At 60.4% G+C, this 22697-nt stretch carries 26 protein-coding genes and 1 pseudogene; 15 read left to right on the forward strand and 12 right to left on the reverse strand.

Features of this window, described 5'->3' with window-relative positions; genetic code table 11:
* Positions 1–18 precede the first annotated feature (18 nt).
* Positions 19–681: an HAD family hydrolase gene (locus J2X71_RS13450; protein WP_310382563.1), complete on the reverse strand. Its 663-nt coding sequence runs from the start codon at positions 679–681 to the stop codon at positions 19–21.
* A gap of 165 nt (positions 682–846) precedes the next feature.
* Here J2X71_RS13450 and J2X71_RS13455 point away from each other — a divergent pair, with 165 nt between their 5' ends.
* Positions 847–1716, forward strand: a complete 870-nt coding sequence (locus tag J2X71_RS13455; protein ID WP_310382564.1) for a sigma-70 family RNA polymerase sigma factor — start codon at positions 847–849, stop codon at positions 1714–1716.
* Positions 1717–2157: 441 nt separating this feature from the next.
* Here the strand turns inward: J2X71_RS13455 and J2X71_RS13465 are convergent, their stop codons facing one another.
* The 3 genes from J2X71_RS13465 to J2X71_RS13475 all read right to left on the reverse strand — a co-directional run bounded on the left by J2X71_RS13465 (position 2158) and on the right by J2X71_RS13475 (position 3746).
* Positions 2158–2991 (reverse strand): IclR family transcriptional regulator, encoded by an 834-nt coding sequence (locus J2X71_RS13465; RefSeq protein ID WP_310382565.1) that lies wholly within the window; start codon positions 2989–2991, stop codon positions 2158–2160.
* Positions 2992–3022: 31 nt separating this feature from the next.
* Positions 3023–3352 carry a hypothetical protein gene (locus J2X71_RS13470; protein WP_310382566.1) on the reverse strand — a complete coding sequence of 110 codons (330 nt, stop codon included), beginning with the start codon at positions 3350–3352 and terminating at the stop codon, positions 3023–3025.
* A 178-nt stretch (positions 3353–3530) separates the two neighbouring features.
* On the reverse strand, positions 3531–3746 hold the full coding sequence (locus J2X71_RS13475) for a hypothetical protein (protein WP_310382567.1): 216 nt from the start codon (positions 3744–3746) through the stop codon (positions 3531–3533).
* A gap of 130 nt (positions 3747–3876) precedes the next feature.
* Here J2X71_RS13475 and J2X71_RS13480 point away from each other — a divergent pair, with 130 nt between their 5' ends.
* A complete protein-coding gene (locus tag J2X71_RS13480) occupies positions 3877–4500 on the forward strand; it encodes a TetR/AcrR family transcriptional regulator (RefSeq protein ID WP_310382568.1) in 624 nt (207 codons plus the stop codon).
* A gap of 74 nt (positions 4501–4574) precedes the next feature.
* On the forward strand, positions 4575–4760 hold the full coding sequence (locus tag J2X71_RS13485; RefSeq protein WP_310382569.1) for a hypothetical protein: 186 nt from the start codon (positions 4575–4577) through the stop codon (positions 4758–4760).
* Here J2X71_RS13485 and J2X71_RS13490 read toward each other — a convergent pair.
* Positions 4757–5197 (reverse strand): DUF1810 domain-containing protein, encoded by a 441-nt coding sequence (locus tag J2X71_RS13490; RefSeq protein ID WP_310382570.1) that lies wholly within the window; start codon positions 5195–5197, stop codon positions 4757–4759. The two genes, J2X71_RS13485 and J2X71_RS13490, sit on opposite strands and share 4 nt — an antisense overlap.
* Positions 5198–5270: 73 nt before the next feature.
* Positions 5271–5564 (reverse strand): hypothetical protein, encoded by a 294-nt coding sequence (locus J2X71_RS13495; protein ID WP_113323296.1) that lies wholly within the window; start codon positions 5562–5564, stop codon positions 5271–5273.
* A 272-nt stretch (positions 5565–5836) separates the two neighbouring features.
* On the opposite strand from J2X71_RS13495, the gene J2X71_RS13500 reads away from it, so the two are divergent.
* Complete coding sequence (locus tag J2X71_RS13500; protein WP_310382571.1) at positions 5837–7207, forward strand: amidase; 1371 nt, start codon at positions 5837–5839, stop codon at positions 7205–7207.
* Positions 7208–7277: 70 nt separating this feature from the next.
* Positions 7278–8138, forward strand: a complete 861-nt coding sequence (locus J2X71_RS13505; RefSeq protein WP_310382572.1) for a TIM barrel protein — start codon at positions 7278–7280, stop codon at positions 8136–8138.
* On the opposite strand, the gene J2X71_RS13510 is transcribed toward J2X71_RS13505, so the two are convergent.
* Positions 8135–9025, reverse strand: coding sequence for a helix-turn-helix domain-containing protein (locus tag J2X71_RS13510; protein ID WP_310382573.1), 891 nt, complete (start codon positions 9023–9025; stop codon positions 8135–8137). The genes J2X71_RS13505 and J2X71_RS13510 overlap by 4 nt on opposite strands.
* A gap of 115 nt (positions 9026–9140) precedes the next feature.
* Between J2X71_RS13510 and pobA the strand changes: the two genes are divergently transcribed.
* The 10 genes and pseudogenes from pobA (at position 9141) to J2X71_RS13560 (ending at position 18803) form a co-directional block, all read left to right on the forward strand.
* Positions 9141–10313 (forward strand): 4-hydroxybenzoate 3-monooxygenase, encoded by a 1173-nt coding sequence (gene pobA, locus J2X71_RS13515; protein ID WP_310382574.1) that lies wholly within the window; start codon positions 9141–9143, stop codon positions 10311–10313.
* Between the two features lie 69 nt (positions 10314–10382).
* Positions 10383–11555 (forward strand): ABC transporter substrate-binding protein, encoded by a 1173-nt coding sequence (locus J2X71_RS13520; RefSeq protein WP_310382575.1) that lies wholly within the window; start codon positions 10383–10385, stop codon positions 11553–11555.
* A gap of 95 nt (positions 11556–11650) precedes the next feature.
* Complete coding sequence (locus J2X71_RS13525; RefSeq protein ID WP_310382577.1) at positions 11651–12514, forward strand: branched-chain amino acid ABC transporter permease; 864 nt, start codon at positions 11651–11653, stop codon at positions 12512–12514.
* Positions 12511–13515 carry a branched-chain amino acid ABC transporter permease gene (locus J2X71_RS13530; RefSeq protein WP_310382579.1) on the forward strand — a complete coding sequence of 335 codons (1005 nt, stop codon included), beginning with the start codon at positions 12511–12513 and terminating at the stop codon, positions 13513–13515. Before J2X71_RS13525 ends, J2X71_RS13530 begins: the two co-directional genes overlap by 4 nt.
* A complete protein-coding gene (locus tag J2X71_RS13535; RefSeq protein WP_310382580.1) occupies positions 13512–14276 on the forward strand; it encodes an ABC transporter ATP-binding protein in 765 nt (254 codons plus the stop codon). The genes J2X71_RS13530 and J2X71_RS13535 overlap by 4 nt, the downstream gene beginning before the upstream one ends.
* Positions 14257–14973 carry an ABC transporter ATP-binding protein gene (locus J2X71_RS13540; protein ID WP_310382581.1) on the forward strand — a complete coding sequence of 239 codons (717 nt, stop codon included), beginning with the start codon at positions 14257–14259 and terminating at the stop codon, positions 14971–14973. Before J2X71_RS13535 ends, J2X71_RS13540 begins: the two co-directional genes overlap by 20 nt.
* Positions 14974–15168: 195 nt before the next feature.
* Entirely contained in the window at positions 15169–15339 is a 171-nt protein-coding gene (locus J2X71_RS13545) for a hypothetical protein (RefSeq protein ID WP_310382582.1), read from the forward strand.
* Between the two features lie 16 nt (positions 15340–15355).
* Positions 15356–16483, forward strand: coding sequence for a tartrate dehydrogenase (locus J2X71_RS13550; protein WP_310382583.1), 1128 nt, complete (start codon positions 15356–15358; stop codon positions 16481–16483).
* Positions 16484–16519: 36 nt separating this feature from the next.
* Positions 16520–17998: pseudogene (locus J2X71_RS13555) on the forward strand (NAD-dependent succinate-semialdehyde dehydrogenase).
* 10 nt (positions 17999–18008) lie between these two features.
* Positions 18009–18803: an aldolase/citrate lyase family protein gene (locus tag J2X71_RS13560; protein WP_310382584.1), complete on the forward strand. Its 795-nt coding sequence runs from the start codon at positions 18009–18011 to the stop codon at positions 18801–18803.
* Between the two features lie 19 nt (positions 18804–18822).
* Here the strand turns inward: J2X71_RS13560 and J2X71_RS13565 are convergent, their stop codons facing one another.
* The 5 genes from J2X71_RS13565 to J2X71_RS13585 all read right to left on the reverse strand — a co-directional run bounded on the left by J2X71_RS13565 (position 18823) and on the right by J2X71_RS13585 (position 22611).
* A complete protein-coding gene (locus tag J2X71_RS13565) occupies positions 18823–19548 on the reverse strand; it encodes an SDR family oxidoreductase (protein ID WP_310382585.1) in 726 nt (241 codons plus the stop codon).
* A gap of 12 nt (positions 19549–19560) precedes the next feature.
* A complete protein-coding gene (locus tag J2X71_RS13570) occupies positions 19561–20622 on the reverse strand; it encodes a sn-glycerol-3-phosphate ABC transporter ATP-binding protein UgpC (RefSeq protein ID WP_310382586.1) in 1062 nt (353 codons plus the stop codon).
* 61 nt (positions 20623–20683) lie between these two features.
* The gene (locus J2X71_RS13575) at positions 20684–20890 is read right to left on the reverse strand and encodes a DUF2160 family membrane protein (protein WP_310382587.1); all 207 of its coding nucleotides are present in this window, start codon (positions 20888–20890) and stop codon (positions 20684–20686) included.
* Between the two features lie 4 nt (positions 20891–20894).
* The gene (locus tag J2X71_RS13580; RefSeq protein ID WP_113323263.1) at positions 20895–21731 is read right to left on the reverse strand and encodes a carbohydrate ABC transporter permease; all 837 of its coding nucleotides are present in this window, start codon (positions 21729–21731) and stop codon (positions 20895–20897) included.
* A gap of 4 nt (positions 21732–21735) precedes the next feature.
* Positions 21736–22611, reverse strand: a complete 876-nt coding sequence (locus J2X71_RS13585; RefSeq protein WP_310382588.1) for a sugar ABC transporter permease — start codon at positions 22609–22611, stop codon at positions 21736–21738.
* Positions 22612–22697: the final 86 nt, after the last annotated feature.

Consider the following 22697-nt stretch of genomic DNA (forward strand, 5'->3'; position numbering starts at 1 on the left):
GGCAGGTGCGGCAGGCAATCAGAACTTGATCGAAAGGTGACCGCTGTCAGCAATGACAACGGTCGCGTCGGCATAATGTTCGATCTCGGGATAGCCCTGTAGCGAGTGCTTGTGGCCGGCAGCGGTGATGACCATGACGTCGGCGCCAGCTGCTAGTCCCGCCTTCACGCCGGCTTCGACATCTTCAAAGACCAGGCATTCATGCGTCGCAAAGCCGAGCTTTTCGGCGCCGAGGATATAGCATTGCGGGTCGGGCTTGCCGATGGTCACGTCTTCCGCCGTCACGATAGCCTGCGGCATTGGCAGCCCGGCTGCCTCGAGCCGGCGCTCCGCAAGGCGACGCGGCGAAGAGGTGACGATGGTCCACCGGTTTGGCGGAAGCGACGCCAGGAAATCGGCGGCACCCGGTAGTGCGACGACGCCTTCGACATCTTGGATTTCCTCTTCGGTGATCTGTGCAGCTTCTGCTTCTGCATCGACGCCAGGAAGGTTTAGCCGCCGGATCGTGTCGATACCGCGCGAGCCGTGCATGATCGGCAGGAATTTTTCCACATCCAGCCCGTGCCGCTCGGCCCAGCGTCCCCAGACGCGCTCTGCTGACGCTGTCGAGCTCAGGATCGTGCCATCCATGTCGAACAGGAAGGCGGCATATTGTTTTGAATTGTCAGATTGGAAGGACATTGGGAAACACCATAGGGAGGGATATGCGCGCCATCAGCCAGCGAAAAATGCGGCAGGTCAAGTCTCGAGTAAAATTTCGGGGGGCTTGATGCGATGTCGCTCCTGTCACATCGTCTCGCTTCCGTTCGTCATGGTCTTTGACGCAACAGGATGAGGAATGGACCGATGGACGAGAAAAAATGGCTGGCTGATGAATTCGAGGCGAACCGTGGGCATCTGCGGGCCGTCGCCTTCCGCATGCTCGGCTCCCGCGCGGAGGCAGAGGATGCGGTGCAGGAGGCGTGGCTGCGCCTGACAAGTTCGGACAGAGGCAACGTCGATAATCTCAGCGGCTGGCTGACGACGGTCGTGGCGCGCATCTGCCTGGACATGCTGCGTTCGCGCAAGACGCGCCGCGAAGAGCCGCTTGACCTGCCGGCACATGGCGCGATTGTCGATATTGCCAGCAATCCGGAGCGCGAGGCAGCTTTTGCCGATTCGGTCGGCATCGCTCTGCTCGTCGTCCTGCAAACCCTCACGCCGGCCGAACGTGTCGCCTTCGTGCTGCATGACATGTTCGATCTACCCTTCGAAGAGATCGCCGCGGTCATCGGGCGAAGTGCGACCGCCGCCCGGCAGCTTGCCAGCCGCGCCCGGCGCAGGGTGCAGGGGCAAGCGGAAACGCCAGACGTCGATCTCGCGCGCAAGCGGAGCATAGCCGAAGCCTTCCTCATCGCTTCCCGCAACGGCGATCTGGAAGGGCTGATTGCAGTGCTCGTGCCGGATGCTGTCTTCCGGCCGGATGCGGCGGCGATCCGACTCGGCGATGTTGCTCCACTTCGCGGCGCCCAAGCCGTTGCCGAAAACTTCAAGGGACGGGCGACGTCGGCAAAGGTCGCGCTTGTCGATGGCGAAATCGGTCTCGTTGTCTTTATCGAGGGGCAGTTGCGCGTATTGCTGGCGCTGAGTTTCGACGGCGACAAGATCTCGACAGTCGACGCGATCGCCGATCCTGATCATCTGCGCGATATTGGCTATTCGATCCTCGAAGGCTAGCGATCACAATCGGTGAGTTTTTTCAAACAGGCGGCCTCCGATCGGGTCGCCTGACCGCCGGATTGCCGCGGCTGGGAACGCCTTCAACAACAATCAAACAGGGCCAAGACATTCCTGGTCAAGGCCGTGACGGCGTGCCGAGAAAGCGGGATGAGGAGGCGATCGGGCGGGGAGCAAACGCTGGCGCAGCGACGGGTGATCTGCCATAGCCCGACGGGTGTCAGCCGCGCCGGCTCTCCCGACCTCGCCGGGTACCAATCCGGTGCCGAGGATCGTCGCCAGCGGCGCGCCGGCGCGTGCGATCGCGCCTTGCGGTTTGTGCCATGGAAGCATCGAGAAGAGATCGATGAGGCGGCGAAATACTATGCGAACAAGGAGCTGCCCTTCCTCACGAGCCAATGAGGGTCCGGACGGCGTTTGTCGTGAGACTGAGGCTGGCGCTCAATGGCTACGCCAGCCCATCAGCTTCTCGATGTGCTCAGCCGAGTTGCGCACCTGTGCTGTATAATGGCCTTCGTCCGAAAAGGCCTTTTGCTCCGGCAGAACAATGGAAATGGTGGCGACGCACTGGCCCTCACGATCGCAGATCGGCGAGGCGATGCAGGCAACCGCATAATCGGATTCGCCAGCCTGGATCGACAGGCGCGATTCAAAGGCCTTTCCGGCGGATTCCGATAGCGTGGCGGGATCGATTTCCGCGCGTCCCGTCGGCGAGGAGCGGGCGCAGCGCTTGAAGAGCTCGACACGCTCGTCTTCTTGCAGGTGTCCGACCAGCAAGCGGCCAGACGCTGTCCAGTTGAGCGGCACACGAGTGCCGACGCGGGAGGCGACCTGGAAATGGCTGGGGCCATCGGCCATGGCGAGAACAAGCATGAAATCGCCGTCACGGCCGCAGACCTGAACGGTCTCGCCGGCCTGCCGGCAAAGGTCGTGCATTTCGTGCGTTGCGACGCTCATGAAATCGAGCGATCGCGCATAGGCGAGGCCATAATGATAGAGCCGCGAGCCGAGCCAGATCGAACCGTCAGATTGGCGCGTCAGCATGTTCTTTTCGACCAGATCGTCAACGATGACATAGACGGTTGAAAGCGGCGCCTTTACAGCCTTGGCGATGGCATAGACGCCGGCCGGCGATCCCGTCTCGTAAAGATGGTCGATCACCTGCAGCGCGCGGTCGATACCGCTGACGCGTGCACGGCGCGCGCCCTTGGCGCCGGTCTCTTCGGCCGGGCCTTCATCTTCGGAGTAGATTGCGGGTGATGTCTTTCCGTCCAATTCAACATACCTCTGATATCATGCGAACCTGTTACATTACTATGGCATAGCCGTTTAGGAAGCAAATCGCAAAATCTTTGGATATAAAACCTTTGGTAGCTGCCGCAGATAATTCGTGAAGGCGGCAAGTGTTGTCACCGGATATGCTGCGATTGCAGGCGACAAATCTATTTGCGGGCGCCTCATCGTGCATCGTCGATGCTGGAACCGGAACAACAAGCTGCAGCCCGAGTTTTTCTCCCATCAGCGATACCGGCTGATCGGATGTGGGCCAAGTCTCCTGCCAGACATTGCGGTCAGCGGTGGCAAGTCGACGCCCCTTTTGCGGCTTGCCGAAGCCACCGCCGGTGCGTGTCGTCATGAAGACGGCATCGCCGGCGGCGAGCGTCTCTTGGTCGTAAGAATGTATATTCGGGAAATCGATGTGGATCTGCGCACTCGTCGCATCGCAAGGGCTGCCGCCTGTTGACAGCGGCAGCCCGTCTGGGAACAGGGCTTATCCCCAGTGCCGATCGGGCCTTGTAGGGCCAGCGGTCAGATCAGCCGAAGCAGGGCATCGCCGGCAGATTGGCGCGGCTGGCAAAGGACCCGATCATATCGCTCACCGTGGAGGGACGCGGCTCGCGTTTGTGTGCGGCCGTCTCAAGGAGTTGCTTGAAGTCTTCAAGCTTCACGCCATCGGCGCGGAGCACCATGGCGATCAGCGGGTCGCGAAGGGCTTCGGAAATGGTCAAATCTTCTCTGGTCTTTCTCATGGTACGGTCCTCCTTTCGTGGGCGGTCGCCCGTGTTCCACTCCTGCTGCCAAACGCTCCTGGCATTGACTTCTACAAAGAGTGGTGTTACCGGTAAGTAACAATGCATTTGTTACCGATCGGTCACATCGATGTCAAGGACTTCGTCCGCGAAAAAATCAGAATCATTGAATGAAATCTCCGTAGCCACTTCAGACGATCGAATCCCCCCGCGGGAGCGTATTGTCACGACCGCTTCGGAGCTTTTCCGTGAGCGCGGCATTCGCGGCATTGGCGTGGATGCCATTGCGGATGCTGCCGCCACCAACAAGATGACCCTCTATCGGCATTTTGGCTCCAAGGACGAGTTGGTCTGCGAAACGCTACGCCGCGCCTCCGAAAAGGCCGAGAAGATCTGGCGCGATCTTGAAGCCGCCCATCCCGGCGATGCGCGCGGCCAGTTGCTTGCCTGGGTCGAGGACCGGGCTCACTGTCTGAACGGCGAGCCCGCAGGTTGCGATCTCGCCAATGCTGCCATCGAATTGAAGGGCGAGGGCCATCCGGCGCACGAGTTGATCGAGCGCCACAAGGCGATGCAGCGCAATCGTCTTGCTGCACTTTGCGTGGCTGCCGGCGCGCGCGAGCCGGAACTTCTTGCCGATACGCTGACGCTGCTGCTCGAAGGCGCGCGCGTTACTCGCCAGGCCATGACGGACGGTGGCTGTTCCTGCCATTTCGAAAAAGCGTGCAACGTGGCGATTTCCGCCTTCGGCTGATATTGACGCGGCCAGGGAACCTTGGGGGTTGCGTGGCCGTTTTCTGCTGATCTGGGAGCAATCTGGAGGCAGAGATGAATTACGCTTATCTCCGGCGCCTGTATGCCAGACGTGCCGAGCTTGAAGCCAAGCTTGAATTGCACGACGCACGTTATTGCTTTGGCGAAGAGGAAGTAGACGACGGTACGGAAAGCGATCTGAAACAGCGCATCGAGGAAATCTCCGAGGAGATTGCAGCGCTGGAGCATTCTCCCGGCTAGTCGTTGCCGGCGCTCAGGATGGAAATTGTCCGTTCGTCGAATTTCCCGTCGTAAAAATGATCGATCGCCTTGTGAAAGGGCGAGCCGTGATCGCTGACCGCGGCAAACAGCGTCATGGACGAGCGCAGCTTCAGATCATCCGGGGAACCCATGATATCGTGAGCGCTGCGGTCATTGACGGAGAGGATTGCCTCGACACAGCGCAAAAGGCGGCTTCCGAGGATCGGATCTGCGAGATAGGCTGAGGCTTCCTCCGCGGAGCGAATGGCATATTTCTCCGCCATGGAAGACGCTCCGAGACCGGCGATTTGGGGGAAGATGAACCACATCCAGTGAGAGCGCTTGCGACCGGCTTCCAGCTCCGCAAGAGCCTGCTTGTATATGCCGTTCTGCGCTTCGATGAAGCGGTGGAGGTCGTAGTCTACGTCACCGGCCATGGCTCTTTCCCGTTCCTATGCTTCTCATGCACGTTAGACGAAAAATTCCATGCCCGGCGAAAATCGCTGGCTCTTAGCAGACCCTGTCTGCGTAGGGGCTCGTTTCACGGCAATGGCCGTAGCGCTGGTGGTGTGGCACCAGACTATCACCCGGAGGTGCCGGCTCTTCAATAGCCGAGGTCGTCATCGGATCGGTCGCTGATGTCTGTGCCGACGGTGCTGTGAAGCCTACAAAGCTTAGCAGTACGAGGGCGCCTACGACCACGATCCGCTCCAGGACCGACAGCTTCTGTGCGCTGACGTGGTCGGCGTAGTCGCGTTCAGCTTCGCCGTAGCTCACGTCCTCCTTCACATGCTGGTGCACCATATCCTGGTGACCGGAGGTCCAAGTTTCAGATTGTGTCATTTCAAGTCTCCTGCAATGCACCGGGATGCGGGCTTGGGAAGGCAAGCTAATGGCGCGCCTATCCGCCTCACGCGTGCAACACCGCATGTGTGTCTTAACTGCGGCAAATTGAAGAGGGCTAAAGCAAACTCAGTGTTCACAAAATCGTACCAATCATCGTGAAAAGCCGTGCAAGGGCTGGTCCTGCGAAATGATAGGCGGTAAATCCTGCGTGATATCCACAGGAGTCTCTCATGGCCCTCACTTTCGGTGCGATGTCTATCGCTCAGCTTTCCCTTCTCATCCAGAGCGGCAAGGCCGATCCGGTTGATGTCACAGAGGCGATCTTCGACGGCATCGAGCAATATGCCGACAAGGCGGTCTTCACCCTATTGTTGCGCGAGCGGGCGATGCGGGAGGCTCATGCTTCCTCGAAGCGCATCCGCTACGGCCGTTCGCTCGGTGCGCTCGACGGCATTCCGATCGCCTGGAAAGATCTTTTCGACATCGAGGGCGTGGCAACTACGGCCGGTTCGGTGGTTCTGGCGGGCGATGCGCCTGCTAAACAGGACGCTGCGATCGTCACAACGCTCAAGAGTGCCGGCATGCTGGCTATCGGCCGTACCAATATGAGCGAATTTGCTTTCTCCGGCCTCGGCATCAATCCCCATCACGGCACGCCGCAAAACCCTCACAGCAAGGACGAGTCGCGCATTCCCGGTGGATCGTCGTCCGGCGCCGGCGTGGCGGTTGCCGCAGGCCTTGTACCGGTTGCGATGGGCACGGATACCGGCGGTTCGGTGCGTATTCCCGCCGCCCTGAACGGCATCGTCGGCTACAAGGCGACGCGCGGGCGCTATGCCATGGAAGGGGTCTATCCGCTGGCTGCGAGCCTCGACTCGCTTGGCCCCCTCTGCCGTTCCGTGCAGGACATTGTCTGGGTCGATGCTGCAATGCGCGGGTTGACGGCGCCGACAGTCACCCGGCAGTCGCTGAAGGGTGTGGAAATCGTCGTCCCCGGCAATATCGTGTTCGATGGCCTGGATTCGGGCGTCGCCGAAGCCTTCGAGGGCGGAGTGGAGCGGCTGCGTAGCGCTGGCGCGCATATCAGTCCGATCAACATTCCGGCCTTCGAGGAAATCCTGGCGCTGATGGCAAAACATGGTGCTCTCGTCACAGCCGAAGCCTTCGCTCTCCACCGCGAACGGCTTGCAGGGCCGGAGGCTGCGCGGATGGATCATCGTGTCGTCCTGCGCACGCGGCTCGGCGAGAAGACCAGCATGGCCGATTACATTGCTATTCTGGCCGAGCGCACGAGGCTGATTGCCGAAGTCGATCGGCTTGTCGGCAACCGCTTCCTCGCCTTTCCTTCGGTCGCCCATGTGGCGCCGCCGATTGCGGCACTTGAGCGCGATGACGAGCTTTTCTTCGCCGCGAACGTCAAGACGCTGCGCAACACAGCGCTCGGCAATTTCCTGGACTGGTGCGGTGTTTCCGTCCCCTGCGGCAAGGGCGAGGCGGATATGCCGGTCGGGTTCCTGCTGTCGGCGCCGGCAAACCGTGATGAAGCATTGCTTGCCGTTTCGCTGACGGCAGAAGCAGTCATTCGCGGCGACCGAATCTAGGCGATGGCGAGCTTGATGCGGCGCGTCATTCTTGCCAAAGTCCTCGCAAGGAAACGGGAGGAGATGAAAGATGCAGGCTTTGCAGAACGGCCGGTTTGCGGTTTCCACATGGTCGCTTCACCGGATGCTGGGCGCAACCTATCCCTATAGTCCCGATCCGCAGAAAAGCGCGGGCCGCCAGGAGCCTTATGGGCCAGGCAGCGTGAGCCTGCTTGAAGTGCCGGGCATGCTCTCCGAACGCGGACTTGGCCGGCTGGAGGTCTGTTCGTTCCACCTGCCGAGCCTGGATGCCTCTTATCTCGCCGAATTTCGCGATGCGCTGGAGGCCTCCAGCATCCTTTTCCAGACGCTGCTCGTCGAGGATGGCGATCCCAGCAATGCCGAGACGGCGGAACGTGACATAGGCTGGATCGCCGGTTGGATCGATATCGCAAAGAAGCTCGGCGCCGAGCGCATCCGCGTCATCGCCGGCAAGCAGGCGCCGAATGAGGAAAACCTTGCGCGTTCCGCGCGACATCTGAAGTGGCTCGCCGGACAGGCGGAGGGAACCGGCGTGGGGGTCGTCACCGAAAACTGGTTCGCCCTTCTACCCTCACCGAAGGAAATGAACTGGCTGCTTGATGCACTCGACGGCAAGATCGGCCTCAATGGCGACCTCGGAAACTGGGCGGCACCGGCGAAATATGAAGGGCTGGCGAATATCATGCGTAGGGCCGAAATCTGCCATGCCAAGGCCGATTACAATGCCTCCGGGCTTGATGCCGCAGATTACCGTCATTGCCTGGAAATGTGCGAAAAGGCTGGTTACGCCGGACCCTACACGCTGATCTACGACTCGCCGTTCTTTGCGGATGAGTGGGATGGCATCCTGCTGCAGAAACGTTTCATCGAGGACTTCCTTGAGGATGCCCCGGCGCGTCGCACAGCCTAGGCTCGTTCCAGCCTGCTCTTCTCCCGCTTGCGCCAATCCTTGGGCGTCTCGCCCGCGTGTTTGAGGAAGAAGCGGGAGAAATAGGCCGGGTCGGCAAAGCCAAGCCGATGGCTGACCTCCTGAACGCTCGCGAGCGTGAAGATGAGCTCGCGCTTGGCCGCGTCGACGAGTTTGCCGGCGATCAGGTCGTGAGCCGTCTTTCCGGTCATCGAGCGGACGATGCGATTGAGATGGGTCGGCGAAATGCCGATTTCCCTGGCATAGAATGAAGCGGGTCTGTGCGAACGGAAATGCTGTTCGATGAGGCCAGTCAATTGCTCCATCCGCCTTTCGTTTTCATCGCCGGGGAACAGGCCGATATCCTCCTGACAGGAAATTCTCGCCGTCAGCCTCAGTACCAATGCGACATACGAGGCGAGAAGCTCGCTGCGGCCGCTACGGTTGCTCCAATATTCATCGCCCAGACGCCTCAGGCACTGCATGAGATAGGCGGCGTCGGGATCTTGCGGATCGAGTACGGTGAGATGCGGGGCTGCAAGCCACTCGCCGAGCCGGCTGCGGTCGCCGGGAAGGTGGCTAAGATTGGCGCTCAGCATGGTGATGACGAGGCCGTCTATATCCCGCGAAAAACGGAAGCCGTGGTCGAGCCCGGGAGGAATCGTGACGACCGCAGGCGGCTGGATGGCGTGGCTCCGCTCGCCGAAAATGGCATCGCCTGCGCCGGCCTCGATGTATAATATCTGAAAGAAGCTCGCGTGCCGATGTAGCTTGATCTCCCAATGGTGCAGGCTGCTACGCGAGGGAATTGTTTCGCAATGCAGCCAAAAATCGGGTTCTTTCCCCGATTTCTCGCCGTAGAGCTCATAGGTCGGCACATGCCTGGTCATAGTCTTCCTCCGTTCTCATGTTCGTTTTGTGCAATTTTTGGGTGGGAAAGTCCATTGCCGTTTGAAGGGCTAAAGGTCAAAATCTGGCAAAAAGCAAATTGCAGGGAGGAAGCAATTGCGCACCCAAATCGCCATCATTGGCTCAGGCCCGTCGGGCCTGCTGCTCGGCCAACTTCTGACGGAAGCCGGCATCGACAACGTCATTCTCGATCGGGTGGGCAAGGACTACATTCTCGGCCGCGTTCGCGCCGGCGTCCTGGAAGAGGGCACCGTTCGTCTTTTGGACGAGGCACGGTCGGCTGCCCGGCTGCATGCTGAAGGCCTGCCGCATAACGGCTTTTCACTGGCTTTCGACGGGCGCGATCACCGCATCGATCTCTACGGCCTGACCGCCGGCAAGCGTGTCACGGTTTACGGCCAGACCGAGATGACGCGTGATCTGATGGAACAGCGCGAGGCAAGCGGTGCCTTGACCATCCATGATGCCGCCAATGTGACGCCGCATGATTTCGACGGCAGTTCTCCCTTCGTGAGCTACGATAAGGATGGCGTCACCCATCGCATTGACTGCGACTTCATCGCCGGTTGCGACGGCTTTCACGGAGCCAGTCGCAAGATGGTTCCGGAAAAGGCGATCAGGACCTTCGAGAAGGTCTATCCTTTCGGCTGGCTCGGCCTGCTCGCCGACGTCGCTCCGGTCAATCACGAGCTCATCTATGCCAACCATCCGCGCGGCTTTGCGCTCTGTTCCATGCGCTCTGCGACCCGCAGCCGCTATTACATCCAGTGTTCCCTGGACGAGAAGGTTGAGGACTGGAGCGACGACCGCTTCTGGGACGAATTGCGCCGTCGCCTGCCGACCCATCATGCCCAAGCGTTAAAGACTGCGCCATCCTTCGAAAAATCGATTGCGCCGCTGCGCTCCTTCGTTGCCGAACCGATGCGCTTCGGCCGCCTGTTCCTCGTCGGGGATGCCGCCCATATCGTGCCACCGACCGGCGCCAAGGGACTGAACCTTGCTGCGAGCGATGTGCACTATCTCTTCGAAGGACTAAGTGAGTTCTACGGCGACCGCTCGGACGTCGGCATCGACGCCTATTCGCAAAAGGCGCTTGCCCGCGTCTGGAAGGCTGTGCGCTTTTCCTGGTGGATGACGACGATGATGCATCGTTTTCCCGATACCGGCGATTTCGACCAGAAGATCCAGGAAGCGGAACTCGACTATCTCACCCATTCCCGCGCCGCCTCGATGGCGCTTGCTGAAAACTACGTCGGATTGCCGTTCTGACGGGATGATTTAAGAACGGTGCTCTTGCCATGGAGGGCGGCACCTTTGACAAAGGGAGGAACTGTATCAATGAAAAAACTGGTTATCGCCGCCGTCGCGGCCATGGTCCTTGACGGAACCGCCTATGCCGACACGATCAAGGTCGGCGTGATCGGGCCGTTCTCCGGCCCGTTTGCCCTGCAGGGCAAGAATTTCAAGGCCGGCATCGACGCCTATATGGCGATGAACGGCAACAAGGTCGGCAATGACACGGTCGAGGTCGTCTTTCGCGACGTGCCGCAGGCCGATCCGGCCCAGTCCAAGGCGTTGGCGCAGGAGCTGATCGTCAAGGAAAAGGTGCAGTATCTCACCGGTTTCTATTTCACGCCTGACGCCATGGCGGTGACGCCGATCCTCAAGCAGGGCAATGTGCCGATGGTGATCATGAACGCCGCGACCTCGGCGATCGTCACCAAGAGTCCGCTCGTCGTGCGCACGTCCTTCACCACCTGGCAGACCTCGACGCCGATCGCCAAGGTCGCCTTCGATTCCGGCGTCAAGAAGGTGATCTCCGTCGTCAGCGACTACGGCCCGGGCATCGATGCCGAAAATGCCTTCAAGGCCGGTTTCGAAAAGGCCGGCGGCCAGGTGGTCGAGGCGATCCGCATGCCGCTTGCAACCAACGACTTCAGCCCGATCATGCAGCGCATCAAGGATTCCGGCGCACAGGGCGTTTTCGCCTTCCTGCCGTCGGGGCCGACGACGCTCGGTTTCGTCAAGGCTTACAATGAAAACGGCCTGAAGGCTGCCGGCATCAAGTTCTTTGCGCCTGGCGACCTGACCCAGGAATCCGACCTGCCGGCGCTCGGTGATGCCGCACTCGGCATCCAGACGACCTTCCACTATGCCGTCTCGCATGACTCGCCGGAAAACAAGGCTTTCGTTGATGCGGCGACCAAGGCGATCGGCAATAAGGCCGAGCTCTCCTTCCCGGCCGTCAGCGCCTATGACGGCATGTATGTGATCTACAAGATGGTCGAGGCGACCGGCGGCAAGCAGGATGCGCAGAAGGCTGTCGATGCGGTCAAGGGTCTCTCGTGGGTCAGCCCGCGCGGTCCGGTTTCCATCGATCCGGAAAGCCGCCACATCACGCAGAACATCTATCTGCGGGAAGTCGCCAAGGCCGATGACGGGACCTACATCAACAAAGAAGTCCAGACCTTCGAAAAGCAGGGTGATCCGGGTCTTGCGGCCGCCAAGTAACAGGCAACTCTCTTCGAAAGGGACATGCGACGGACCCGGCGGAGATTTTCCGCCGGCTTCCGGCAGGGTCCGCCGCATCAAAGCAGGGTGGTTCCATGCAGACAGTTTTCAGCATAGCCGTGGATGCGCTTGCCTATGGCATGGTGCTCTTCGTCATATCGATCGGCCTTTCGGTGACGATGGGGTTGATGCGCGTCGTCAACCTGGCGCATGGCGCCTTCGCGATGATCGGCGGCTACGTGGCGTCTTACGTCGCGCGCGATCTGGGGCTCGGTTATATGGTCGCGATTGTTGCTGCAGTGGCTGCAACCATCATCATCGCCATTCCGATCGAGCGCTTTCTTTATCGGCGCATCTACGGCGCACCGGAGCTGACGCAGGTGCTGATGACGATCGGCATCACCTTCTGCGTCATCGGCATCGCCAACTATCTCATGGGACCGACGCTGAAGACCATTCCGCTTGCCGAGGCGCTGCAGGGGTCGGCTGATCTCGGCTTTCGCACTATTCCCGTGCATCGGCTCTTTGCCATCGTCTGTGGTCTGGCCGTCGCCCTCGGCCTCTGGTTCGTGATCGACAGGACGAGCTTCGGTGTGAAGCTGCGTGCCTCGGTCGATAATGCGGCGATGGCTGCGGCCCTCGGCGTACGCACCGAGATCATCTATGCCGTGAGTTTCGGCGTTGCGGTCGGCCTTGCCGCACTTGGCGGGGTCGTCGGTGCCGAATTGCTGCCGGTCGAACCCTATTATGCGCTGCGCTACATGGTGACCTTCCTCGTCGTCGTCTCGGTCGGCGGTGCGGGTTCCATTCCGGGCGCGCTGATCGCCTGCCTGCTGCTTGGCGCGATCGATACGACGGGACGTTATCTCATGCCGGAATTCGGCGAATTCTTCTTCTATCTCGCGGTTATTGCCATCATCTCCATCTTCCCGCGTGGCCTTGCCGGGAGGGCGAAATGACGCTCGCTATGCATGACAAGGAAATCCTGGTCCAGCGTCGGCGCAGCGCGCTGAGCCGCGATCTCTCGGGCATCGCCGTCATCATCGTCGCCGCCGTCATCGGATACTTCGCCTTTCCGGACAATCTGGCGCTCTTGACCCGCGTCATCGCCATTGCGCTTCTGGTCCTGTCGCTTGATCTCGTTACCGGCTATGCCGGCATCGCTACCCTCGGCCACGCCGCGCTCTTCGGCTCCGGCGCCTATGCAGCCGGTATTCTCTCGGCTCATTACGGCATCAACGATCCGTTGCTCATGACGTTTGCCGGTATTCTCGGCGGTGCAATTGCCGGCCTTATCTGCGGTGCCGTCATTCTGTGCGCCCATGGCTTGCCGCAGCTCGTACTGTCGATCGCGCTCATCAACCTCTTCCACGAATTCGCCAATAAGGCGTCTTCCTGGACCGGCGGCAGCGACGGTCTGTCGGGCATTTCGCCGGATCCGATTTTCGGCATGTTCGAATTCGATCTCTATGGCCACACGGCCTATGTCTTCGGCATCGTTCTGCTGTTGATCGTTTTCGTGCTGTTGCGCCTGCTCGTGCGCTCGCCTTTCGGCATGCTCTGCCGCGGCATCAAGGAGGATCCGCTGCGCATCCGCGCCATGGGCGCGTCTCCGAAAGCAGCGCTTGCGAGGATGTACGTGCTCTCAGGTGCCGTTGCCGGCGTCGGCGGCGCCTTGAACGCGATCTCCACCCAGGTCGTCGGTCTCGACAGCCTCTCCTTTACCCAATCGGCGGATGCGCTGGTCATGCTGGTGCTCGGCGGCACGGGTTCGCTGTTTGGCGCACTGTCGGGCACTGTTATCTTCATGCTGTTCGAGGATTATGTCTCGGCCGCCAATCCTTTCCACTGGCTGACGATGATCGGTGCCTTGCTGGTCGCGGTCGTACTCTTTGCACCCAACGGGCTTTACGGCACTGCTGCAGCCTTCGTCGCCCGCCGCAAGGAGGCCCGTCCGTGAGCGCCGTTTTCGAAGTCGCCCATCTGAAGAAGGCCTTCGGCGGTCTGGCCGTCACCAACGATGTCTCGCTCTCCATGTCATCAGGCGATCGTATTGCATTGATCGGCCCGAACGGTGCCGGAAAGACGACCTTCGTCAATCTTGTTACCGGTAATCTGGCGCCCGATTCCGGCGAGGTGCTGCTTGCCGGCGAAACGGTGACGAAAGTGGATGCGATCGGCCGCGTCAGGCGAGGGCTCGTGCGTTCATTCCAGGTCACTCGCTTGTTCCAGGACATGACGCCTGCCGAGCATGTCGCGCTTGCCGTCTTGCGCCGGAAGGGGCGAACCGGGCGCCTTATTGGTAATTTTCTGGCCATGCCTGATGTCATGGCCGAGGTCGACGAGTTGCTCGACAAGCTTGGCCTTGGGCCGCTGATGCATCGCAAGGTCGCCGAAATCGCCTATGGCCAGCAGCGGCTTCTGGAAATCGCGTTGGCGCTTGCGCTCAAGCCCAAGGTACTGCTGCTCGACGAACCTGCAGCCGGCGTACCGCAAAGCGATACAGGTCGTATCGAACAGGCGCTGGCCGATCTTCCGGCCGATCTCGCCGTCTTGATGATCGAACATGACATGGACCTCGTTTTCCGTTTCGCCAAACGCGTCATCGTGCTTGCGGCCGGCGCTATCATCTTTGATGGCGCGCCGTCCGAAGTGACGAAGGATGCACGTGTCCGTGAGGCCTATCTGGGGAGCTATGCCAATGCCAGCCATGTCGCTTGAGGTTGAAAATCTCTCTTCCGGCTACGGTCCGACAAAAGTGCTCGAAGGCGTCTCCTTCTCGGTGCCCTCGGGCTGTCGCCTCGCCGTGCTCGGCCGAAACGGGATGGGCAAGACGACGCTGCTCGCAACGCTCGCCGGCCAGACGAAACGTTATGAGGGGCGCATCTGGCTCGGTGAAGCTGATCTCACCGATGCGCCGAGCGCAACGCGCGCGCATCGCGGTCTCGGCTATGTGCCACAGGCGCGCTGTATTTTCCCGACCCTGACGGTCGAGGAAAATCTGTTCGTCGGCCTGAAGGGGCGCCCGAGGACGGCGCTGGAGGAAGCTTATGCGATGTTTCCGCGGCTGAAAGAGCGACGCAGGAACCTTGGCAACCAGCTCTCGGGCGGCGAGCAGCAAATGCTCTCGACGGCCCGCACCATTCTCGGCCGCCCATCCGTGCTGCTGCTTGACGAACCGCTGGAAGGATTGGCGCCCGTCATCTGCGAGGAGTTGATGGCTGCCTTCACCGAGCTTGCCAAGGCTGGCGACATGACCATCCTGCTAGTGGAGCAGCGCATCCAGAGCGCCCTCGATTTCGCCGATCGCGTCATTATCTTGGAGCGCGGCCGGCTTGCCTGGAGCGGCACACCGTCGGAACTGTCAGCCGATCACGATGCCGTGGAGCGAGTGCTCGGGGTCGGCGGGCTGCATTGAGTGAGGTTTAGCGGAACGGACGCGCCCACTGCGTGCTCGCCAGCCGCAGATAGGCTTCCTTCGATGGCTGGATATGACGGCCGACGATCTCGACAAGCTTCTCGCGATCACCCTTTTCGATAGTCGATCATCATGCCATGCTTCCACCTCCAAGGGAGGCAGCGAATATCGCAACAATATCGTCGAGAATCTTGGTTGCCTGTGCAAGAACTCAACAGTCATGAAAGCAGGATCGCCGACGGGGTGAAGCTGCTGCATTCCCGAGGAGATCAAGGTCGAGGGCGTGGTCAATGCCTGTTGCTCGCCTCCGACGACAGCCGCATGATTGCCAAGCAGATGCTGCTGATCAATGGCGGCCTCATCTGACTATTAAGGAGGTCCCATGAACGCCAATACCAATACGCCGCTCCGTCGCTACCGCATCGCCTCCGTTCCCGGCGACGGCATTGGCCCAGAAGTCATCGCCGCCGGCCTCGAAGTGCTCGAAGTGCTGGCCGCCCGCAGCGGCGCTTTCACACTCGACGTTGACCATTATGACTGGGGCAGCGAGCGCTACCGCAAGACCGGTGTCTTTATGCCGGAGAATGCCCTGTCTCTGCTGAAGCAAGCCGACGCCATCTATTTCGGCGCGGTCGGGGCGCCTGACGTTCCCGATCACGTGACACTCTGGGGCCTGCGCCTGCCGATCTGCCAGCGTCTCGACCAGTACGCCAATATCCGCCCGACCCGCATCTTCCCAGGTGTGAAAAGCCCGCTGAGGGGTGTCGAAGAAGGCGATCTCGACTGGCTGATCGTGCGCGAAAATTCCGAGGGCGAATATTCCGGCCATGGTGGCCGCGCCCATATCGGCCTGCCAGAGGAAGTGGCGACCGAAACCTCGATCTTCACGCGCCGCGGCGTCGAGCGCATCATGCGCTTTGCCTTCCGCGAGGCGCAGAAGCGCCCGCGCAAGCTTCTGACCGTCGTCACCAAGTCCAACGCGCAGCGTTATGGCCTCGTGCTGTGGGACGAGATTGCCGCCGAGGTCGCCAAGGACTTCCCCGATGTGACTTGGGACAAGGAACTGGTCGATGCCATGACCTTCCGCATGGTCGCAAAACCAAAGAGCATCGACACGGTGGTTGCAACCAACCTGCATGCCGACATCTTGTCGGATCTTGCCGCCGCACTTGCCGGCTCGCTCGGCATTGCGCCGACGGGCAATGTCGATCCCGAACGCCGTTTCCCCTCGATGTTCGAGCCGATCCATGGTTCGGCTTTCGATATAACCGGCAAGGGCATCGCCAACCCCGTCGCAAGTTTCTGGACGGCATCGCTGATGCTGGAACATCTCGGCGAGGCGGTTGCGGCAAAGATACTGATTTCAGCGGTGGAACAGGTCTGCGCTGCCGGCATTCTCACTCCAGATCTTGGCGGCAAAGCAACCACGGCGGATGTGACGAGCGCCGTTTGCGAAGCGTTGCGGGGATCGAACTTCGCCCCCGATGACGAGAATATTCCGGCCGTCTGATCCCCGGCAACCGCGTTTCATGGAGGGTATACAGTCATGAGCAACAGACTTTCGGGCTACAAGCTCCGCCGTCCGGAGCTTTTTCGCGAAGCGAATTATATTGGCGGCCAATGGGTGCAGGCCGATAGTGGCCGTACCTACGACGTCACCAATCCTGCGACCGGCGAGGTAATCGGAACCGTGCCTGCGATGAGTGCTGTGGAGACGAACCGCGCGATCGATGCCGCCTACAAGGCGCAAAAGGCATGGGCGGCACTGACTGCCGAGTAGCGCGCCAACCATCTCTGGAAGCTCGCCGAGTTGATGCACGCGAATCTCGAGGATCTCGCGGCCATCATGACGATCGAGCAGGGCAAACCTCTTTCCGAAAGCCGTGGCGAGGTCGTCTATTCCGCAAGCTTCATCGAGTGGTTCGCCGAAGAGGCGAGACGCGTCTATGGTGACACGATCCCTTCGCCGGTTCCGGGCCGACGCCTGATCGTGCAGAAGCAGCCGATCGGCGTCTTTGCGGCGATCACGCCGTGGAACTTTCCCTCGGCGATGATCACTCGCAAGGCCGGTCCCGGCTGGGCCGCAGGCTGCACCGGCGTCATTCGTCCGGCAAGCCAGACGCCCTATTCGGCGCTGGCGCTTGCCGTGATGGCTGAAGAGGCGGGCTTTCCGGCCGGCGTCTGCAACGTCATCACCGGCCCTTCGTCGGACACCGGTCCTGCGATCACCGCCAGTCCGAAGGTGCGCAAGCTCACCTTCACCGGCAGCACGGCGGTCGGCGCCAAGCTGCTCGCCGAATGCGCGCCGACCATCAAGAAGACCAGCATGGAACTTGGCGGCAACGCGCCTTTCATCGTCTTCGACGACGCCGACCTCGACGAGGCGGTCAAGGGCGCCATGGGCTCGAAGTTCCGCAATACCGGGCAGACATGCGTCTGCGCCAACCGCATTCTCGTGCAGGACAAGGTGCATGACGCCTTTGCCGAAAAGCTCGCAGCCGCCGTTGCCAAACTGAAGCTCGGCGATGGCATGGAGGAGGGCGTCACGCTCGGCCCATTGATCGACGAAGCTGCGCTCAAGAAGGTCGAGATGCATGTCGAGGATGCCGTCAGGCATGGCGCGAAGATCGTCTGCGGCGGCAAGCGCGATCAGCGTGGCGGCAATTTCTACCTGCCCACCATTCTCTCGGATGTCTCCCGCGAGGCGGAAATCTTCTCGGATGAAACCTTCGGCCCGGTTGCCCCTCTTTTCCGCTTCAAGACAGAGGAAGAGGCGATCGAAATGGCCAATGACACGCCCTTCGGTCTTGCCGCCTATTTCTACGCCCGCGACGTCGGTCGCATCTTCCGGGTTGCCGAGGCTCTCGAATTCGGCATTGTCGGTATCAACGAGGGACTCATCTCGACAGCGGTCGCTCCTTTCGGCGGCATGAAGCAGTCCGGCATCGGCCGTGAGGGTTCGAAATACGGCATCGAAGAGTTCCTCGAGGTCAAATACATGGCCATTGGTGGCCTGGCGAACTGAGGAGAATGCCATGAGTGCAGCTGATATCGACGGCTTTGCAGCCCGGATCCGGAACGACGAAAGCCGGATGATCTCCGCATGGGTGGGCATTCCCGATCCGCTGTTGGTCAATCATCTGGCTCAGGAAGCCTTCGATGCCGTTGTGCTCGACATGCAGCACGGCATGTGGGACCTGCCGTCTGCAGCTGCTGCTGTCGGCCATGTGCGTATCGCCGGCAAGCCGGCGCTCGCTCGCATTCCGGTCGGTGATTTCGCCTCTGCTTCGCGCCTGCTCGATGCCGGTGCGTCGGGCATCATCGCGCCGATGATCAATTCGGCCGAGGATGCGAAGGCCTTCGTGAAGGCCACAAAATATCCGCCGGTCGGCGAGCGCAGCTGGGGCCCGTCTTTGGCACTCAACCACACCGGCCTTTCGGCTGACGACTATCTCAGGACCGCCAATGATTTGACGGTCGCAATCGCCATGATCGAGACGCGCGCGGCGCTCGAAGCGATCGACGATATCCTTGGCGTGCCCGGCATCGATGGCATCTTCATCGGCCCGTCGGATCTCTCCATCGCACTATCGAACGGGGATCAGGTGGCGCCGAATGCCGCCGAGATCGACAGTGCCATGCAGCATGCCGTCGCGCGTTGCGGCGCGCACGGAAAATTTGCCTGCGCCTTTGCCGGTGACGGCGAGCGCGCCGGCGAGCTTCTGAAATTCGGCTTCGCTTTCGTCATTGCCGGAGCGGAAACCGCGCAATTACGATCCGGAGCCCGCAAACAGATCAACGCCGCCAGGAAGATTGCCTCCGGCGGCTGATCCGTAGGCATATAGGGTTTCACGCGATCATGTAGCCGCCGTCGATGGGCATGGAGATGCCGTTGACCATCGCGGCTTCGTCCGAGAGCAGGAAGAGGATCACCTCTGCCACGTCCTCGGGCTCTGCGAACCGGCCGACCGGGATGCGCTTTTGCATTCCGGCGGCTTTCTCCGGATCGCTCCAGGCCTTGATCGCCATCGGCGTCAGCGTCACCGTCGGATGCACGCCATTTACCCGGATGCCCTGCGGCGCCAGTTCCTTGGCCATGACGCGCGTCAAGCCGTCCAGACCGCCCTTCGATGCACAATAGGCCGCATGATCCGGGATACCCACAAAGGCTGCGACAGAGGAGACGTTGACGATGGCTCCAGGGTGGCCGTTCTCGATCAGGGACCGCGCATACTCTTGTGCGACGATCATCGGGGCGCGCGTGTTGACTGCAATCAGGTGGTCAAAGGCTTCGACCGTGGTTTCGAGAAAGGGCTGCAGCTCGGTTGTTCCAGCGCAGTTGATAAGGAAATCTGCCGGAAGTGCGGCGCGCGCCGCCTCTCGCGTCGTCTTTGCATCGGCAAGATCGACCTGAATCGCTTCGCAACCAAGGTCTTCACGTAGGGAAACGACATCGTCAGCGCTTCTGGTGAGTGCCGTAACCTTGGCCCCACGCTTGACCAGCATCTCTGCGACAACGCGGCCGATGCCCTTGCCGGCACCGGTGACGATCACTTTTTTGCCTTCGAAATTCATTTGTTCCTCACCTTACAATCGCTGTCCCGTTGCCTGATCAAAGATGTGAGCACGCCGCGGATCAATATGAAAATGCAGCGTCCGGCCGGGTTCGACCTCGATGCGCTCACGGATCAGGGCATCGATCGGCACTCCTCCCACACGGCCGAAGATCAACGTTTCTGAGCCGGTCGGCTCGTATACCGACACTTCCACCGGAATACCGTCATCGCTGATGGTTATGTGTTCCGGGCGAATACCGTAGGTTACGGCCTTGCCCTCCTCTGCGTTCACGCGGTCCATGGGGAGGGTAACGCCCTGATCGGTGATGACAACCTGCTTTCCGTCGCGAGTTGCGATCTTGCCCTGGAGAAAGTTCATCGACGGGCTGCCGATGAAACCGGCAACGAAGAGGTTTGCCGGAAAGTCATAGAGATCAAGCGGCTTGCCAACCTGTTCCACCCGTCCGTCGCGCATGACGACGATCTTGTTGGCCATCGTCATGGCCTCGATCTGATCGTGCGTGACATAGACGGTGGTGGTCTTCAGCCGCTGGTGCAGTTCCTTGATTTCGACGCGCATGGTGACGCGAAGCTTGGCATCGAGGTTCGACAGCGGCTCGTCGAACAGGAAGACCTGCGGGTCGCGGACAATGGCTCGGCCCATGGCAACGCGTTGCCTCTGTCCGCCTGACAGCTGCTTCGGATAGCGGTCGAGATAACGCGTCAGGTCGAGGATTGCGGCTGCTTTGCCGACCTTTTCATCGATCTCCGATTTCGGGCGTTTCGCCATCTTTAGCGGAAAGCCCATGTTCTCTGCGACCGTCTTGTGAGGGTAGAGCGCGTAGCTCTGAAAGACCATGGCGATGTCGCGCTCCTTCGGCGGGGCGTTGGTGACCACGCGACCGCCGATGCGGATGTCGCCGCTGCTGACGGTCTCGAGACCGGCGATCATGCGCAGCAGCGTTGACTTGCCGCATCCCGAAGGGCCGACCAGCACGACGAATTCGCCATCCTCGATATCGACGCTAACGCCATGCATCACCTGAAGAGCGCCATATCTCTTGGTGACGTCGCTGACCTGTACGTTTGCCAATGTCTTTTCTCCCTAATCCAGCACGGCTTGCGTCTTGATAGTGTTGATGGAATTCACCCGCTCACCCCTTCCAGACGATGTAGGCGCCGAGTACGGCGGAGATTGCCACCGCAAACCATACCGAAAGCCCGAACGGTTCGATGAACCGCAGCCAGAACAGAGAGAGCGCGACCCAGATCACGACGGAGATGAACAGCCGGTCGAACCAGTTCGTCTCGATCGGCAGGAAGCCCGGCAGTTTTTCGTTGTTTCGAGAATCCGAAGCCATCTCGCTATCCTTTCACTGCGCCGAAGGTCAGGCCAGCAACGATGTGACGCTGCACCACCGAGAAGACGATGAGCGCCGGGATCAATGTCAGCATCGAGATCGCCGCCATGATGCCCCAGGCAGTTCCTGTCGTCGTCACGTATTCCGACAGGCCGGTGGTAAGTGTGCGGGCGTTGAAGTTGGTGAGTGTCGCAGCGAGCAGATATTCGTTCCACGCGAAGACCCAGGTGAGGATGAGCGTCACCGCAAGCCCCGGTCGCGCCAAGGGAAAGACGATGTCGTAGAGGACCATCCAGGGGCTTGCGCCATCCATATAGGCCGCCTCGTCCAGTTCCTTGGGAATGGCCTCTACCGTCGGGCGCAGGGTCCAGATGGCAAAGGGAAGGTTGAAGGAGCAATAGACCAGGATCATGCCAAGCCTGGTATCCGCCAGCGAAAAGTCGCCGATCCTGTAAACCTGCGTCAGCAGCAGGAAGAGCGGCAGCAGGAAGACCGCCGGAGGCGCCATGCGGTTGGTGATGGTCCAGAAGAAAATGCTTTCCTTGCCTGCGAGATCGAAGCGCGTCAGCGCGTAGCAGGCAAGAAAGCCGAGGGTCGTCACCAGGATCGCGTTCCCCGACGAAATGACCAGCGAGTTGATCATATATCGCCGCAAGGTCTCGTTCGTCAGCACGTCCTGGTAGTTCTTCCAGAAGAAGCTCCGAAGGATGACGTCCGGCGTGGAAAACAGGTCAAAGGGCTGCTTCAGCGAGATGACGAAGAGCCAGTAGATCGGGAAGAGGGTTGCAAAGCTTATCAGCGTCCACAAGAGAACCGAAAGCCAGGGATTCTGTCTTTTCATCGCATCAGCCTCTCTTCGCGCGGGGAGCAATCAGGCCGACGTAGAGCAGCCAGCAGACGACGATGGTGAGATAAAGTACGACGACCGAGATGGCTGAACCGTAGCCGTAATTCGTTTTTGGAAAGACTTCCCTGAAGATGTGAACGCCGATATAGCGCGTCGACGACCCCGGACCGCCTCCGGTCAGCATCAGGACTTCGTCGACCGTACGCAGCGCGTCCATGAGCCTGATGAACACCGTGGCCAGCAGGGCAGGGCGGATCAGAGGGAGCGTGATATGCCAGAAGATCTGGCTCTTGCCGGCGCCATCGATCTGCGCCTGCTCGAAGGGATCTGGCGGAAGCGAGACCAGGGCGGCAATCAGGGACAGGGTGACCAGCGGCGTCCAGTGCCAGACGTCCATGATGACAGTGATGGAGAAGGCCGCGAGCGCACTCTGGCCGATGTTCAGATCGTAACCGAACCAGCTTCGCAGCAGATATGGGATGATGCCGATCGACGGCGTTGTCATCAGTTTCCACACCGATCCGACAATGATGGGCGCCATGATCAGAGGAAGAGTATGAATGGTGCGGAAGAAGGCTTTTCCCGGAAAGTCCTTCATCAGCGCCTGCGCGAGCATGTATCCGAGGACGAGTTCGGAAACGACCGCGAAGAAGACGAAGGCAATGGTGATGCCCAGCGAGGCCAGGAACTGTTTGTCGAAAACGAGGGTTCGATAATTCGATGCCCAGTTGAAGACCATCAGCGGATTTGCGGCAAAAGGGTTCCACTGGTGAAACGAAACCCAGACGACGTAAATGAACGGAAAGATGCCGAAGAGCCCGAGGATCAGGATCGTCGGTGACAGCAACAGCCATCCGAGCTTTTGTGAATGCATTGCCTCATCCTCTTTGGCACCCTTTGGGCGGCCTATCGAGCCGGGAAAGAGACGGGTCGCCAAGCGAAGACGACCCGCCAAGGTGG

The sequence above is a fragment of the Rhizobium sp. 1399 genome (assembly GCF_031455475.1).
GTDB lineage: Bacteria > Pseudomonadota > Alphaproteobacteria > Rhizobiales > Rhizobiaceae > Rhizobium.

Excerpts from the sequence above, each read along its gene's own strand:
- J2X71_RS13480 (WP_310382568.1), top strand. The coding sequence starts at position 3,877 with ATGTCAAGGACTTCGTCCGCGAAAAAATCAGAATCATTGAATGAAATC.
- J2X71_RS13520 (WP_310382575.1), top strand. The coding sequence starts at position 10,383 with ATGAAAAAACTGGTTATCGCCGCCGTCGCGGCCATGGTCCTTGACGGA.
- J2X71_RS13490 (WP_310382570.1), bottom strand. The coding sequence starts at position 5,197 with ATGGCCGGTGACGTAGACTACGACCTCCACCGCTTCATCGAAGCGCAG.
- J2X71_RS13455 (WP_310382564.1), top strand. The coding sequence starts at position 847 with ATGGACGAGAAAAAATGGCTGGCTGATGAATTCGAGGCGAACCGTGGG.
- J2X71_RS13550 (WP_310382583.1), top strand. The coding sequence starts at position 15,356 with ATGAACGCCAATACCAATACGCCGCTCCGTCGCTACCGCATCGCCTCC.
- J2X71_RS13485 (WP_310382569.1), top strand. The coding sequence starts at position 4,575 with ATGAATTACGCTTATCTCCGGCGCCTGTATGCCAGACGTGCCGAGCTT.
- J2X71_RS13575 (WP_310382587.1), bottom strand. The coding sequence starts at position 20,890 with ATGGCTTCGGATTCTCGAAACAACGAAAAACTGCCGGGCTTCCTGCCG.
- J2X71_RS13585 (WP_310382588.1), bottom strand. The coding sequence starts at position 22,611 with ATGCATTCACAAAAGCTCGGATGGCTGTTGCTGTCACCGACGATCCTG.
- J2X71_RS13565 (WP_310382585.1), bottom strand. The coding sequence starts at position 19,548 with ATGAATTTCGAAGGCAAAAAAGTGATCGTCACCGGTGCCGGCAAGGGC.
- J2X71_RS13500 (WP_310382571.1), top strand. The coding sequence starts at position 5,837 with ATGGCCCTCACTTTCGGTGCGATGTCTATCGCTCAGCTTTCCCTTCTC.
- J2X71_RS13580 (WP_113323263.1), bottom strand. The coding sequence starts at position 21,731 with ATGAAAAGACAGAATCCCTGGCTTTCGGTTCTCTTGTGGACGCTGATA.
- J2X71_RS13525 (WP_310382577.1), top strand. The coding sequence starts at position 11,651 with ATGCAGACAGTTTTCAGCATAGCCGTGGATGCGCTTGCCTATGGCATG.
- J2X71_RS13450 (WP_310382563.1), bottom strand. The coding sequence starts at position 681 with ATGTCCTTCCAATCTGACAATTCAAAACAATATGCCGCCTTCCTGTTC.
- J2X71_RS13505 (WP_310382572.1), top strand. The coding sequence starts at position 7,278 with ATGCAGGCTTTGCAGAACGGCCGGTTTGCGGTTTCCACATGGTCGCTT.
- J2X71_RS13510 (WP_310382573.1), bottom strand. The coding sequence starts at position 9,025 with ATGACCAGGCATGTGCCGACCTATGAGCTCTACGGCGAGAAATCGGGG.
- J2X71_RS13530 (WP_310382579.1), top strand. The coding sequence starts at position 12,511 with ATGACGCTCGCTATGCATGACAAGGAAATCCTGGTCCAGCGTCGGCGC.
- J2X71_RS13540 (WP_310382581.1), top strand. The coding sequence starts at position 14,257 with ATGCCAGCCATGTCGCTTGAGGTTGAAAATCTCTCTTCCGGCTACGGT.
- J2X71_RS13470 (WP_310382566.1), bottom strand. The coding sequence starts at position 3,352 with ATGACGACACGCACCGGCGGTGGCTTCGGCAAGCCGCAAAAGGGGCGT.
- J2X71_RS13475 (WP_310382567.1), bottom strand. The coding sequence starts at position 3,746 with ATGAGAAAGACCAGAGAAGATTTGACCATTTCCGAAGCCCTTCGCGAC.
- J2X71_RS13560 (WP_310382584.1), top strand. The coding sequence starts at position 18,009 with ATGAGTGCAGCTGATATCGACGGCTTTGCAGCCCGGATCCGGAACGAC.
- J2X71_RS13495 (WP_113323296.1), bottom strand. The coding sequence starts at position 5,564 with ATGGTGCACCAGCATGTGAAGGAGGACGTGAGCTACGGCGAAGCTGAA.